The organism is Enterovibrio makurazakiensis (assembly GCF_050336585.1).
Classification (GTDB): Bacteria; Pseudomonadota; Gammaproteobacteria; order Enterobacterales; family Vibrionaceae; genus Enterovibrio; species Enterovibrio gelatinilyticus.
This window is the reverse complement of the sequence record NZ_JAKJSE010000007.1, coordinates 272,122-284,987: the sequence shown is the minus strand read 5'-3', so window position 1 is coordinate 284,987 and position 12,866 is coordinate 272,122. Positions and strand designations below refer to the sequence as shown.

Genomic DNA, 12,866 nt, shown 5'->3' with positions numbered 1-12,866 from the left:
GTATTCTTCACTGGGTTTAAAGTGCGAATAAAAATTAAAAACATGCTGAGTTTGGCTCGCAGCAAGCACCAACTCACCATTAATCCACAGAAATAACGCCGAATTCTTGGCATTATTTTCGTCAATCAAGCGATTAAACACTCCTTCGCACCACGCTTCTAACGTGTCATCGATGATCAGGGCTGCAATCGGACTCTCTAACTCAGCACTTTCCATGCGCTTACTCGTTTGCTTCATTCCTTGAGAGTCATTCTGTCATCAGCATTCAATTTAGCATTCCCGTTACATCAACTTTGGGAGTAGACACGAAGATTTAGCCCGTCTTTATCAACAAATTGTTAGATTACACACCTTGGATTTAGTGGCTCGAATACGTATAGTGTTGCGGTTCACATTTTGAGATCAGGCTAATGTTTCAAGACAACCCGTTACTTGCACAACTTAAACAACAGATTAAAGAAACCATTCCTAAAAAAGAAGGCACGATCAAAGCGACTGAAAAAGGCTTTGGCTTTCTTGAAGTAGACAACAAAACTAGCTACTTCATCCCCCCTATCTACATGAAAAAAGTCATGCATGGTGACAAGGTCGTAGCTCTGATCCGCACCGAAAAAGAAAAAGAACTGGCTGAGCCGGATGAGCTAATAGAGCAATCTATCACGCGATTCATTGGCCGCGTTAAAATGATTCGCGACAAATTGAATGTTGTGCCGGACAGCCCACAGCTTAAAGATGCTATTCGTGCCAAGACTCGCAAAGGGTTAAGCCATGACGCATTGTCAGAAGGCGATTGGGTCGTGGCTTCATTGATCCGTCACCCTCTAAACGGTGAAAACGGTTTCTTCTGTGAAATCAGTGAGAAAATTACCGATGCAAACGACAAAATTGCGCCTTGGTGGGTAACGCTCGCGAAACACAATCTCCCAAACCAAGAACCAGCACCTCAAGACCATTGGGAGATGTTGGATGAATCTTTGGTACGCGAAGATCTCACTCACTTGCCGTTCATTACGATTGATAATGCGTCAACCAAAGACATGGATGATGCGCTTTATACCGTTGCGAATGCCGATGGCACGTTTACCCTCACCATCGCGATTGCGGATCCAACTGCTTATGTTGCTGAGAATACTCAATTAGACAAACAAGCACGCGATCGTGGCTACACGATTTACTTGCCAGGTCGCAATATTCCAATGCTACCGCGTGAGTTAAGCGATGACCTGTGTTCTTTACGTGAAGAAGAAATTCGTCCTGCACTTTGCTGCCGTGTCACCGTTCAAGCAGACGGCACCATCACCGACAATGCGAGCTTCTTTTCTGCAACGATTAAGTCTCAAGCTCGTTTGGCTTATGACAACGTATCCGATTGGTTGGAAAACGGACACTGCGAGAATTGGCAGCCTAACGACATCATTGCAGAACAAGTAAATGCCCTTCACGGCCTAGCAAAAGTGCGCGTTAACTGGCGTGAAACCCATGCCGTCACCTTCCCAGATCGTCCGGATTACCGCTTCGAACTCAGTGAAGATAACGATGTTGTTGCGATTCATGTTGATGCTCGCCGTATCGCGAACCGCATGGTCGAAGAAGCGATGATCACAGCAAACATTTGTGCTGGTCGCGCCCTTCGTGAGCATTTCGGTTTTGGTGTGTTTAATACGCACGCAGGTTTTTCACCTGAAAAAATGGCCGACGTTGTTGAGCTCATCAATCAACACGGTGGTGACGTTTCAGCTGATAATCTCGCAACTATCGAAGGCTTCAGTGCCCTACGTCGTTGGTTGAACACTCAAGAAACCAGTTATCTTGATAACCGCATTCGTAAGTTCCAGTCATACAGTGAAGTAGGAAATGCACCGTTGCCGCATTTCGCGATGGGTCTAGATGTTTACGCAACATGGACATCACCTATCCGTAAGTATGGCGACATGATTAACCATCGCTTACTCAAAGCCATCGTTCGTGGCGAAACAGCTGCACAGACTCCTGACGACATGATCGGAGAAGAGCTTGCGTTACATCGCAAACACCACCGCATGGCGGAACGTGATGTTTCTGATTGGCTGTATGTGCGCTTGTTGAAAGACAGCGTCCGTGAGAAGAAAACCTTCCTTGCGGAAATTTTCGATATCAACCGTGCAGGTATGCGAGTTCGCTTACTGGAGAACGGTGCGATGACTTTCATTCCTGGTTCGCTGATTTGTGAAAACAAAAAACGCGTCGAATGCAATGCAGAGGCGGGAACTCTTTCTGTAGATGGCAATAAAGAATTCCAACTCGGCGATCAAATTGAAGTGATTATCACCGATATCAAAGAACCGACGCGTTCGATTGTTGGCAAACCGACAAGAGAATTTGCGGTCGTCGCTGAAAAAAATGAGGCTGACGTAACGGTTGACGCTAAAAGCGAATAATCACTCATCGTCATTCACAATCAGAAAAGCCAGACATCGTCTGGCTTTTTTGTGTCTTTCGCTTTCTTGACCATCTCGATAATTTTTGTATGTCTGAGCAATACTTGAATTTCAGGCAATAAAAAACCCGGTCCATGGAGCCGGGTCAGGTTACTATTTGACTTTTCATTGCTTGCGCAAAGTAAAGTTCAGCTATGCAGTAACGCCAAAATTGGACCAATCATTAGGTTGTCGGCGGCCAAACCAAATCCTGACAATTGTTTAGTGTCCAAGCCAGTTTGCTCTTTGCAAACCTCGTTTTTATTCAAATATTCTAAAGAAGCAACACAGCGAAATGCCTAAATCGTGTTGTTGCTCATCATGTTACCTAAAGCTTAGACGTTGAAATTAGGATTATCCAATTCAATGTCTAATTAATTCTACGATTTATCTGTGTAAATTCGTCGCTGTGACAAACAGTATTACGCCACAGTAGAATGACGAACATATTAAAGATACAAATCCCCCCATGCCACCTCATTAGTGAGACAAATACTAATCTTGCTATCACATGACCTAGTGCAAAAAAAAACCGCATCTTCATACAAAGATACGGTTGGATATGCGATGCATATTGCCAAAGGACTCGATTCATTAAATTCGGTTTTTACAAAGGTTTTTGACGCCTCAACTGCCTAAGTTTTTCGTCAACTTGAGCGCGCGTTAGACCAACATCACACAAAAAGTGCTCATCGTTTCGTTTGTGTTCAAGCTCTTGGATCAGCTGATACCGACGCCACTCAGACCACACACGATGAATCACATTCGCAATGAAGCCGCCATTTAGGTTTTTCTTTGCGAGAGACATGCTTATGGGTTGCTGCACGCACTCTGTTCTTGCCGCTTTACTCTTCATGATGATGACTCCTCGTGATCTTGTTCTATTTGGCCCCCAGACTTGACAGTTCAATAATTAAACAATTTAATTGTTAAGAAAAGCCAATATTTCTAACTAAAAACTTCAAAGGGGCTGAAGTATGACTAACTTTGATATCGACCAGCTCAGAACCCTCGTTGCCATCGTAGACTGTGGCAACTTCGCGGCTGCAGCAAACAGTGTTCACCGGACACAATCTGCCGTCAGTATGCAAATGAAAAAACTAGAAGAAGTCGCCGGTGTGGCTTTGTTTCAAAAGCAAGGTCGCCGCCATGTACTTACCTCGCATGGTATGACGCTGGTAAGTTTTGCTAGACAAATGCTTGTACTAAATGATGAAGCGATGGCCCATTTCCATAGCCCTGAGATGAATGGGACCGTAAAACTTGGGGTTTGCGATGATTACGTCAATCTTGTTTTTCGACGCATTCTGACTGGATTTTCAGAGCGATACCCTAACTTGCAGCTATCCGTTCAAAGTAACAGCAGTCAACGCTTACTCAAACAAGTACGCGATGGACGCCTAGATCTCGCACTCATCAATATTCATGATCAAAGCTACCCCGCCACCCAGTTATTTACTGAAAAGTTGGTTTGGGCCAAAGCCAAGCATATTACGTTTTGTAAGGATCGACCTTTACCACTGGCTGTCGAAGTTGATTGTCGCTGGGGACGACTTGCTATGGATATTCTGGACCGAGCTGGCGTGCCTTATCAGGTAACATTGTCTGCGGCAGATTTTCATGGTTTGAATGCCGCTATTGAGTCGGGTATGGCCGTGTCGCTTATCGCCGCATGTTCAGTGACCGAAAGTATGGATTTACTTGAGTCGCTAAACGGGCATTCCTTGGAGACGTCAATTGCCAGTGGGCTAAGCCTTAAGCCTGGGGCAAGTGAACCAGCCGTACTTGCTCTGGCTGATTACATTACTGAATGGTATATCCGACGCAATCAAAATGCCGCTTAATCGACAGTATTCTGATAGCTTATTCCCAATCAACCTGAAGATGCTCGATTTCAGAGGCCTTCAGATTGTTTGGGTATATTGCCTTATTCGTGAGAAACGGCAAACACTGCTGAGCAATGACTATTGCTCAGCACGATATGCATATTTAGACTCAGAACATTGACCAATAGCAGGTGTTTTACCTAGAAATGCGCACACTGATTACCTGTAACGCAATTGCTCTCGCCTGCATGTCCCTCATTGGTTGTGAATCTACACAATCAGACCATGCTTCTTCGTCAACAGGTTCGTTTTACAACACCAATAGGCCTAACTCATTGGCACCTGTGGCTAACCCAGAACAACCATTTAATCTCGCTCTCATTCAATATTTTGAAGAGTGGCAAGGGACACCTTATCGCTGGGGGGGCGCTTCCAAAAGAGGGATAGATTGCTCCGCATTTACTCAGCAAGCGTATCAAGCTGTTTTTCAACATTCATTACCACGAACCACAAGACAACAGGTGACAAAAGGAAGTAAAACATCTCTCAAGTCAGCCTCATTTGGTGATCTTATCTTTTTCAAAACCGGCTCTCAGCGTTATCACGTTGGCATCTATATTGGTGACAGACAATTCATGCATGCTTCGTCATCAAAAGGCGTCATGATTTCAACGCTTGACAACCCTTATTGGTCCGCCCGAATTTGGCAAATCAGAAACTATTTGCCTTAGACTGAATGATAAACATGATTTCTCCCATCAGATTACTTAGGTTTACCACGGAATAATCGAACCATCGTGATGATACAAATGCCCAGAGCTATTTGCGTCCATTCGCTCGAATTGCGTAATGATTCTGTTGGCGGTAATCGTCGGGGAATACAATTTTTCCTTTGGCCAATTTCTCGTGAATGGTTCAGAAAGCGTACTTTGAGTTGTGCCAGGGTGCATGCCTATCACTGAACTCTTGCTGGCACGACGCTGCCATTCAATAGACAGTGTTTTGAGGAACATGTTGAGGGCTGCTTTGGTCATTCGATAGCTATACCACCCCCCTGATAAGTTGTCTTCGATGCTTCCGACTTTCGCACTCAAAGAAATCCATTTAAGGCTCGATTGAGACGTGATCATAGTGCCTACTGCTTGCGCAAGATGTAAATGCGATAACACATTGACCTTCATAGATTCCTCTAGCCATTCACCTGTCACTTGATTTAGATTTTTTTCCGGCTTGTGTTGGGCGTCATATAAAATGCCCGCACAGTTAACAATACCTATTAATTCAGACATATATGGTGCTATCCAATCTCGTATAACATCGATGCTACTCGATTCGCTCATATCAATACGCAAGTGCTTTTCGCTATCATTCATTTGCGTTCGGCTAATCGTTATAACCTCATAACCATTTTCGATAAATCCATCAACTAAGGCTGTTCCAACCCCGCCATGTGAGCCAGCCACCAATACCGTCTTCTGCATCATATTCCTTAAGTGTATTCTGCTAAAATCATGTAATCATTGATTAACAAATTGTTCACTGATCTTTTTGTTGGCTAATTCGTATGGAATCCGGCAAACAAAATTTCGCTTATCTTGGATTAGTTATATATGAGCCAAAGCACCATAGTGATCACTGGCGCGGGTCAAAGAATTGGCTATGCCCTTGCCAAACACTTTGCTGAAGATGGAAACAAAGTCATTGTCTCTTATCGCACCGAAAAACCTGGCGTTGAAACACTAAGAGAATGTGGTGTTGACTGCATTCAAGCAGATTTTGGCTCTGATGCAGGTATTCATCAATTTGCCCGTACTTTGGCCGAAAAAAATATTTCCATTCGAGCGCTAATACACAATGCATCGGATTGGAATGCTGAAAAGAACACGGATGATTATGCCGCCCTGCTAGACCAAATGATGCAAGTACATGTTAAAGCGCCTTATTTGCTCAATCAGGCCCTCGCCCCGTTTATGTGCACAAATAATCAGGCAGGCAGTGACATCATTCACTTTACTGATTATGTTGTAAGAAAAGGTAGCGCAAAACACATCGCCTACGCGGCAAGTAAAGCAGCATTGGAGAATTTAACGCTCTCTTTTGCACAAAAGCTTGCCCCACAAATCAAAGTGAACAGCATCGCTCCCGCGTTGATTATGTTTAATGCGAATGACGATGAAGAATACAAACAGAAAGCGCTGTCGAAGTCTTTGATGAAAATGGCACCTGGAGAAATCGAGGTGGTCAACGCGGTAGACTTCATTTTGAACAGCAATTATATGACTGGCCAAAGCGTCAACCTTGACGGTGGTCGAGCACTAAAATAACAAGATGGAATGACAGCTATGCAAAATGCGATTATCACCATTACCAATCTTCGCCTACGCACTTACATCGGCTTTAATCCTGATGAACAAGAAAAGAAGCAAGATGTCGTGCTCAATCTTGAAATTCATTACCCCGGTGACAAAGCATGCTCTAGTGATGTGGTAGATGAAGCACTCAATTACAAAGTCATTACGAAAGCGATTATCGATCACGTTGAAAATGGGCGCTTCTTGTTACTCGAGAAACTGGTTTCCAGCGTACTAGACATCGCAAAGAGCCATCATTGGGTGACGTTTGCACGCGTCACCATCGATAAACCACATGCTTTAAGGTTTGCAGACTCAGTATCGCTCAGCCTAAGTTGGCAGCAAGAAGAGTGACATTCATCGTTACACCAATAGTTTCTTCTAATTTTTCGAACAAGTCGTTCAGGGTTGGCAGCTTAACCTTTCCGATTAGTTGATTATAATTCTCATTAACACTAATCACATGGACACGTTTCGGAAATGGAAAGAACTGAGCAATACAGCCTTACTTTACGCTTAATACACTGGCTAAGTGCTCTGGTTGTCATTGGGCTGTTTGCAGCAGGTTGGTGGATGGTCGATTTGACCTACTACAGTACATGGTACAAAACGGCTCCCCATTGGCATAAATCTGTTGGTATTTGTCTTGCCGCTCTAACGATTTTTCGTCTTATTTGGCGTACTGTTAAAGGGACACCAAATATTGAAGGCAACCAATTCGAAAAGATCGCTGCACATGCTGCGCACAACATCATCTACGTGCTTTTGCTCGTGATCTTCACTTCAGGTTATTTAATTTCCACTTCTGATGGACGTCCAATTGAGGTTTTTGATTGGTTCTCAGTGCCATCATTCGGGGAGCTGTTCCCTGATCAATCCGATATCGCTGGAAACATTCATTACTATGCCGCTTATGGGCTGATTGGCTTGGTGATTTTGCATGCCGCCGCTGCACTTAAGCACCACTTTATTGATAAAGATAATACGTTACGGAAAATGATTGGAGGCAAATCAAAATGAAAAAGACGCTTATTGCTCTAGGGCTTGGTGTAGCAACAGTATTCTCTACCACTGCATTAGCTGATGATTATGTCATCGATACCAATGGCGCTCACGCATCTATCAACTTCAAAGTGCCGCACCTAGGTTATAGCTTTATCAAAGGTCGCTTCAATGATTTCAGTGGTAACTTTTCTTATGACCCAAGCAATGTTACGGCTTCCAACATCACCGTGAACATCGATACCACTAGCCTTGATTCTAATCACGCAGAGCGTGACAAACACTTGCGCAGTGACGACTTTATCAATGCATCAAAATATTCGACTGCGACATTTAAGAGTACAACGATAGAAGAAAATAGCGATGGAACTCTGACTGTCAATGGTGACCTGACCTTGCATGGCAAAACAAATCCAATTGCGATTCAAGCCAACTTCATTGGCGCTGGCAGTGACCCGTGGGGTGGCTACCGTGCTGGCTTTGAAGGTTCGACACGCTTGGAACTAAAAGACTACGATATTGCCGTCATGGGCGCATCTAGTTATGTTGACTTAGAACTTCATGTTGAAGGTGTTCGTCAATAATACGGCTGCCGTTAAGTAATTCCCCCTTTTAGATTGAGGGCAGGCGAAAGCCTGCCCTCTTTTTCCTTCCCAATACGCCTTATCGGTAGACTCAGATTTACGGAAAGACAACTCTGATCTGATCCATTTACATAGTCGATCTAGATCACATAAATAGCCTATATCAGCGCGTAGAGTGTGGGGCTGATTTCAGCAAGCTTGGTGGAGCAATGTTCAACCCAATTCTGTTTCGACACCATTTGCACAAAATGCCAGAACTCTCTGGAAATGAAAAAGAAACTCAAAAAGTGATTGCAGATACGTTGCGTACGTTTGGTTATGCCCCCCTTGAAGGGATTGGAGGGCACGGCGTTATTGTAAAAATTGAAAGTGATCAAGCAGGTCCTCAGCTTCTATTTCGTGCTGATATGGACGCACTTCCCATCAACGAACGCGCAAACCATGAACACGGTTCACAACGCTTCGGGGTTATGCATGCCTGTGGTCACGATGGCCACTCAGCAAGCCTAATGGGGTTAGCACATAGACTCTCTGAGCAAAACCTACAGCGAGGTTCTGTGACGCTACTCTTTCAACCGTCTGAGGAGAATGGTGAAGGCGCAAGATCTATGCTCGCTGATGACAAGTGGTCGCAAGGACATATTGATTATGCGTTCGGCTATCACAACGTGCCCGGCTTCCCTCTAGGCCAAATACTCTGCAGAGATAACACATTTTCATGTGCATCAACGGGTGTTTCTGTCAAATTTACTGGCACTACCGCGCATGCCGCTTATCCGGAAACGGCAATCAACCCTTCACGTGCCATTAGGCAACTCATGATTGATATAGAAGGCTTCCCTTCTACCATAAAAAACGGTCTAACTATGTCGACTATCGTCCACATCAACTTAGGAAAGCCTGCATTTGGGACGACACCAGAGAGCGGTGAGTTGATGGCCACCTTAAGAAGTGACAGCAACAAAAGCTTTGCGTCACTCTGTGATCATGTCAAAGAGCGAGCACAGTACTATGCAGATCGTGATGGACTAACACTCGACATAAACTGGGTCGATTCATTCAGCGCGACCATTAACCATAGCGAAGCCAACATGCTGCTCAAACAAGCATGCAAAGATCTAGGCTTTGACTTTGTCAATCTTGAAGAGCCTATGCGATGGTCTGAGGATTTTTCAGAGTATTCGAAGGCGTGGCCGTCGGCTTTTTTTGGAATAGGAAGTGGTGCAGAACACCCACCTCTTCATGACCCGCACTACGACTTCCCCGACACCTTGATCGATATCTCAAGCAAGCTCTTTGAACAAATCATTAAAGATATGAATGGGCTTAGAACCTAACTCTATGAGTCGAACCAGTAACAGCTAACATACTGCAAAAAAAGAAAGGATGAGCAAAGCTCATCCTTCAGACTATCTATACTCGTGCTCATGGGCACATTTATAAGATACTTATTGTAGATTTATAGCTCGCCACGTAACTCTACAAGCTTCGCTTTGATTGCACGTGCTTTCTCTTCAGACAAATCGTAATTCCACATCACGAGAACTGCCAATGCCGCCGTCGATGCTGGAATAAGAATATCAGCAAGACGTAACTGAACGAGCGTCTCTGCCGATTGACTCGCGGCACCTGGATCAAAACCAACCATCTTAATCACTAGGCCACCTAAGATAAGCGCCAAAGCCTGACCAAGTTTGACCATCAACCAATAAATAGCACCAAAGGTACCTTCACGACGTGGCATACCGTTAGCAAGCTCATCCATATCACATACGTCTGCCGTCATGCTCATCATCAGAGTGAACAGCCCACCAATACCGAATGACATCAAAGGAATTGGCATAAAGATCAACCATGGGTTAGATGGGTCAAAGCTGAACCATTTTAGACCGTATCCAACGATTGAGATCAGGGTTGAAATGATGAATGCATTACGCTTTCCAAGCTTGCTCGCCATATAGCTGATGATTGGGATAACCAAAAATGCGGTGGTCATTGCACTGACAGTTGCAAACCAAGCTGGCCAACTACCTGTTGCGCCATAGTCACCATCAAACATATGAAAGACGATGATGAAGAAGCTAAACGAAGCCACTAATTGGAAACCATTGAACACCAAAAATGTCGCACCGCAAAGTTTTACAAACGGCTTATTTTTGAAGACCTTCTTGATACCCGAGAACACAGAAATCAAATTTGTCCAAAGTGTTGCAAAGGAGATTTCAGCACGGTTCTCCATTTTGCTATCGTCAATACCCTTACAGAACAGGCCTGGCAAAATACCCAGAACAATACACGCTCCAGCAACATAAAGGGACAACTCACGAACCCCTTCTGCCTGTGAAGGGAAAAGCTCAGGATCAGCAATTAATACCCAGAACCAAGGCACAATCATCCATGCGATTTGACCCATAGTCTGTGCAAATGCCATTAAGCGTGTGCGCTCATTGTAATCTGAGGTCATTTCATAACCGAGGGCTACAAATGGCGTTGCAAACATGGTGTTACCAATGGTGAAGATCAGCGAGAAAATGAGGAAATACCAAAAGTTGTACGCTTGAGATGCTTCAGGATCAAGTTGCCAGAGTAGCGCAAAAAATACGCCACTAAGAATGGCACCGACAACAATGTAAGGTCTTCTTCGTCCCCAACGCGACTTGGTGTTGTCCGTTATAAAACCCATTATTGGGTCAGTAATTGCATCAAAGAGTCTTGGAAGGCCACCCAGCAATCCTGCTAGAAATGGGTCAATTCCAAATGCAGTAATCAGGAAGAACGAGAACACACCTAATGCGCCGGGTAACAGGTTAAGTACTAACGTACCGGAACCGTATGCACCCTTTTGAGCCGTAGGCACGCTTTTTTTCGCTTCCATGTTGTGATTTTCTGTCGCTTCTATCTGTGACATCGCTCTTCTTGTTAACCGTTTGTGAATTTGGTATCGCAATACTAACTAGGTGTTGCGAGTCACTTCAAACTGACACCAAAGAAGAGTTGACCACATTACATCACTTTGAAAGCGCTTTCTTTTGCGGTGAGAAATGATAGTCACAATATTTACTGTATATAGCGTGGTTTAGCCCATCGTCACAGAACTATCAACTAAACTGTTATGAAATTACAGTATTTTACGCATAAGTGATAGAGCAAACAGTAAAATGGATGTTGATGTAACACATCGCAATATAGAGACACAAAGAAGAGCGATGTCGTACACAATGCATAATTAATATAGTTCTTTACAATCAGATAGTTATAATTTGACTATAAATACACAACACACACGCATTGTTATTGAAATGTAACGAAAGCGCTTTCTCTATATAGCGTTAAAGCGCCGATTGCATACTCCTGTGCACCATATTGGTGAATACAATACGCTTGTAGCCAACGGATCTAAACGGGACTGATAGTTCGCAAAGATCAAAAAAGCCAGCAGGTATCATTTACCTACTGGCTTTAGGAGTTTGTGCTTTGCGAATTAGGCGCGTGAGTGACTAGCGCTTATTTAGCAGCACGTCGCTCATTGACTGCATCAGCCAGGCGTTGAAGCACTTGCTCAGTGTCTTCCCAGCCAATACATGCATCGGTAATGCTTTGACCATAGACGGGTGCTTTGCCATCAACTAAGTCCTGACGACCTTCAACCAAGTGGCTTTCAATCATCACACCGAAGATTGCATCATTTCCACCAGCAACTTGATTAGCAACATCATCCGCAACAATCACCTGACGTTTGAAATCTTTACTGCTGTTTGCATGGCTGAAGTCAATCATCAGCTTATTACGTAGCTTCGCCGCATCCAGCTGAGCTGTAATAGCCGAAACATGTTCTGCGGAATAGTTTGGTTCTTTACCACCACGAAGAATGATGTGGCAATCTTCATTACCTGCGGTTTCTACAATGGCTGAATGACCATATTTAGTCACAGAGAGGAAATGGTGTGGGGATTCTGCAGAACGAATTGCATCTGTTGCAATCTTGATGTTCCCGTCCGTACCATTTTTAAAACCTACAGGGCATGACAAACCAGAAGACAGCTCACGGTGAACCTGAGATTCAGTTGTGCGTGCGCCGATTGCTCCCCAACTAATCAGATCCCCCATATATTGAGGCGTGATCATATCAAGGAACTCTCCTGCCGTAGGAAGACCCATATCGGTGATATCCAGAAGCAGCTTGCGACCAATTCTTAAACCATCGTTAAGCTGGAAACTGTTATCCATGTACGGGTCGTTGATTAAGCCTTTCCAACCTACAGTAGTACGTGGTTTTTCAAAGTAAACGCGCATAACAATTTCAAGCTTATCAGCATGAAGATCACGCAACGCTTTGAGTTTCTTTCCATATTCCACAGCAGCTTCTGGGTCATGGATTGAACATGGGCCAATGATAACCAGCAGTCGATCATCATTGTCATTGAGAATATTGTGGATTGCCTGACGAGCATTAAACACAGTCTCAGACGCTTTTTCAGTGGCCGGAAACTTCTCCAACACTGCCACAGGTGGCAAGAGTTCTTTGATGTTGCTAATGCGTACGTCGTCTGTTTGATAAATGCTCATTCTTTCACCTTGCTGCTCGCTAATCACTATTCATACCTAAGGTTGAACAATGTGTTTCCCTACATAATGATTGATAACTTA

Annotated in this window: 12 protein-coding genes and 1 pseudogene; 8 read left to right on the top strand and 5 right to left on the bottom strand. The window is 44.1% G+C overall.

Annotation, left to right across the window (positions count from 1 at the left end; all coding sequences use genetic code 11):
- Nucleotides 1-237 (bottom strand): annotated as a pseudogene (locus L4D06_RS06215) (GGDEF domain-containing protein); the annotation flags it as partial.
- A gap of 173 nt (nucleotides 238-410) precedes the next feature.
- On the opposite strand from L4D06_RS06215, the gene L4D06_RS06210 reads away from it, so the two are divergent.
- Nucleotides 411-2,417 carry an exoribonuclease II gene (locus tag L4D06_RS06210; protein ID WP_429738265.1) on the top strand — a complete coding sequence of 669 codons (2,007 nt, stop codon included), beginning with the start codon at nucleotides 411-413 and terminating at the stop codon, nucleotides 2,415-2,417.
- 646 nt (nucleotides 2,418-3,063) lie between these two features.
- Here the strand turns inward: L4D06_RS06210 and L4D06_RS06205 are convergent.
- Entirely contained in the window at nucleotides 3,064-3,312 is a 249-nt protein-coding gene (locus tag L4D06_RS06205) for a DUF1127 domain-containing protein (protein WP_274163080.1), read from the bottom strand.
- A gap of 121 nt (nucleotides 3,313-3,433) precedes the next feature.
- Between L4D06_RS06205 and L4D06_RS06200 the strand changes: the two genes are divergently transcribed.
- Both L4D06_RS06200 and L4D06_RS06195 read left to right on the top strand, forming a co-directional pair.
- Nucleotides 3,434-4,300, top strand: a complete 867-nt coding sequence (locus tag L4D06_RS06200) for a LysR substrate-binding domain-containing protein (RefSeq protein WP_274163079.1) — start codon at nucleotides 3,434-3,436, stop codon at nucleotides 4,298-4,300.
- 188 nt (nucleotides 4,301-4,488) lie between these two features.
- Nucleotides 4,489-5,013, top strand: a complete 525-nt coding sequence (locus tag L4D06_RS06195) for a C40 family peptidase (RefSeq protein ID WP_274163078.1) — start codon at nucleotides 4,489-4,491, stop codon at nucleotides 5,011-5,013.
- 42 nt (nucleotides 5,014-5,055) lie between these two features.
- Here the strand turns inward: L4D06_RS06195 and L4D06_RS06190 are convergent, their stop codons facing one another.
- Nucleotides 5,056-5,763 carry an SDR family NAD(P)-dependent oxidoreductase gene (locus L4D06_RS06190; protein ID WP_429738262.1) on the bottom strand — a complete coding sequence of 236 codons (708 nt, stop codon included), beginning with the start codon at nucleotides 5,761-5,763 and terminating at the stop codon, nucleotides 5,056-5,058.
- Nucleotides 5,764-5,892: 129 nt separating this feature from the next.
- On the opposite strand from L4D06_RS06190, the gene folM reads away from it, so the two are divergent.
- The 5 genes from folM to L4D06_RS06165 all read left to right on the top strand — a co-directional run bounded on the left by folM (nucleotide 5,893) and on the right by L4D06_RS06165 (nucleotide 9,556).
- Entirely contained in the window at nucleotides 5,893-6,606 is a 714-nt protein-coding gene (folM, locus tag L4D06_RS06185) for a dihydromonapterin reductase (protein ID WP_429738260.1), read from the top strand.
- Between the two features lie 18 nt (nucleotides 6,607-6,624).
- Entirely contained in the window at nucleotides 6,625-6,987 is a 363-nt protein-coding gene (folX, locus tag L4D06_RS06180; RefSeq protein ID WP_028022519.1) for a dihydroneopterin triphosphate 2'-epimerase, read from the top strand.
- 126 nt (nucleotides 6,988-7,113) lie between these two features.
- A complete protein-coding gene (locus L4D06_RS06175) occupies nucleotides 7,114-7,653 on the top strand; it encodes a cytochrome b (protein ID WP_429738258.1) in 540 nt (179 codons plus the stop codon).
- Complete coding sequence (locus L4D06_RS06170) at nucleotides 7,650-8,219, top strand: YceI family protein (RefSeq protein ID WP_429738256.1); 570 nt, start codon at nucleotides 7,650-7,652, stop codon at nucleotides 8,217-8,219. The genes L4D06_RS06175 and L4D06_RS06170 overlap by 4 nt, the downstream gene beginning before the upstream one ends.
- A gap of 209 nt (nucleotides 8,220-8,428) precedes the next feature.
- A complete protein-coding gene (locus L4D06_RS06165; protein WP_429738254.1) occupies nucleotides 8,429-9,556 on the top strand; it encodes an amidohydrolase in 1,128 nt (375 codons plus the stop codon).
- Nucleotides 9,557-9,678: 122 nt separating this feature from the next.
- Here the strand turns inward: L4D06_RS06165 and L4D06_RS06160 are convergent, their stop codons facing one another.
- Nucleotides 9,679-11,127, bottom strand: coding sequence for an MFS transporter (locus L4D06_RS06160; RefSeq protein WP_429738252.1), 1,449 nt, complete (start codon nucleotides 11,125-11,127; stop codon nucleotides 9,679-9,681).
- 596 nt (nucleotides 11,128-11,723) lie between these two features.
- Entirely contained in the window at nucleotides 11,724-12,779 is a 1,056-nt protein-coding gene (gene aroG, locus L4D06_RS06155; RefSeq protein ID WP_274163276.1) for a 3-deoxy-7-phosphoheptulonate synthase AroG, read from the bottom strand.
- Between the last annotated feature and the right edge of the window lie 87 nt (nucleotides 12,780-12,866).

What these genes read in the sequence shown, in the direction of transcription:
- L4D06_RS06210 (WP_429738265.1), top strand. Translation starts at nt 411, where the DNA reads ATGTTTCAAGACAACCCGTTACTTGCACAACTTAAACAACAGATTAAA.
- L4D06_RS06205 (WP_274163080.1), bottom strand. Translation starts at nt 3,312, where the DNA reads ATGAAGAGTAAAGCGGCAAGAACAGAGTGCGTGCAGCAACCCATAAGC.
- L4D06_RS06200 (WP_274163079.1), top strand. Translation starts at nt 3,434, where the DNA reads ATGACTAACTTTGATATCGACCAGCTCAGAACCCTCGTTGCCATCGTA.
- L4D06_RS06195 (WP_274163078.1), top strand. Translation starts at nt 4,489, where the DNA reads ATGCGCACACTGATTACCTGTAACGCAATTGCTCTCGCCTGCATGTCC.
- L4D06_RS06190 (WP_429738262.1), bottom strand. Translation starts at nt 5,763, where the DNA reads ATGCAGAAGACGGTATTGGTGGCTGGCTCACATGGCGGGGTTGGAACA.
- folM (WP_429738260.1), top strand. Translation starts at nt 5,893, where the DNA reads ATGAGCCAAAGCACCATAGTGATCACTGGCGCGGGTCAAAGAATTGGC.
- folX (WP_028022519.1), top strand. Translation starts at nt 6,625, where the DNA reads ATGCAAAATGCGATTATCACCATTACCAATCTTCGCCTACGCACTTAC.
- L4D06_RS06175 (WP_429738258.1), top strand. Translation starts at nt 7,114, where the DNA reads ATGGAAAGAACTGAGCAATACAGCCTTACTTTACGCTTAATACACTGG.
- L4D06_RS06170 (WP_429738256.1), top strand. Translation starts at nt 7,650, where the DNA reads ATGAAAAAGACGCTTATTGCTCTAGGGCTTGGTGTAGCAACAGTATTC.
- L4D06_RS06165 (WP_429738254.1), top strand. Translation starts at nt 8,429, where the DNA reads ATGTTCAACCCAATTCTGTTTCGACACCATTTGCACAAAATGCCAGAA.
- L4D06_RS06160 (WP_429738252.1), bottom strand. Translation starts at nt 11,127, where the DNA reads ATGTCACAGATAGAAGCGACAGAAAATCACAACATGGAAGCGAAAAAA.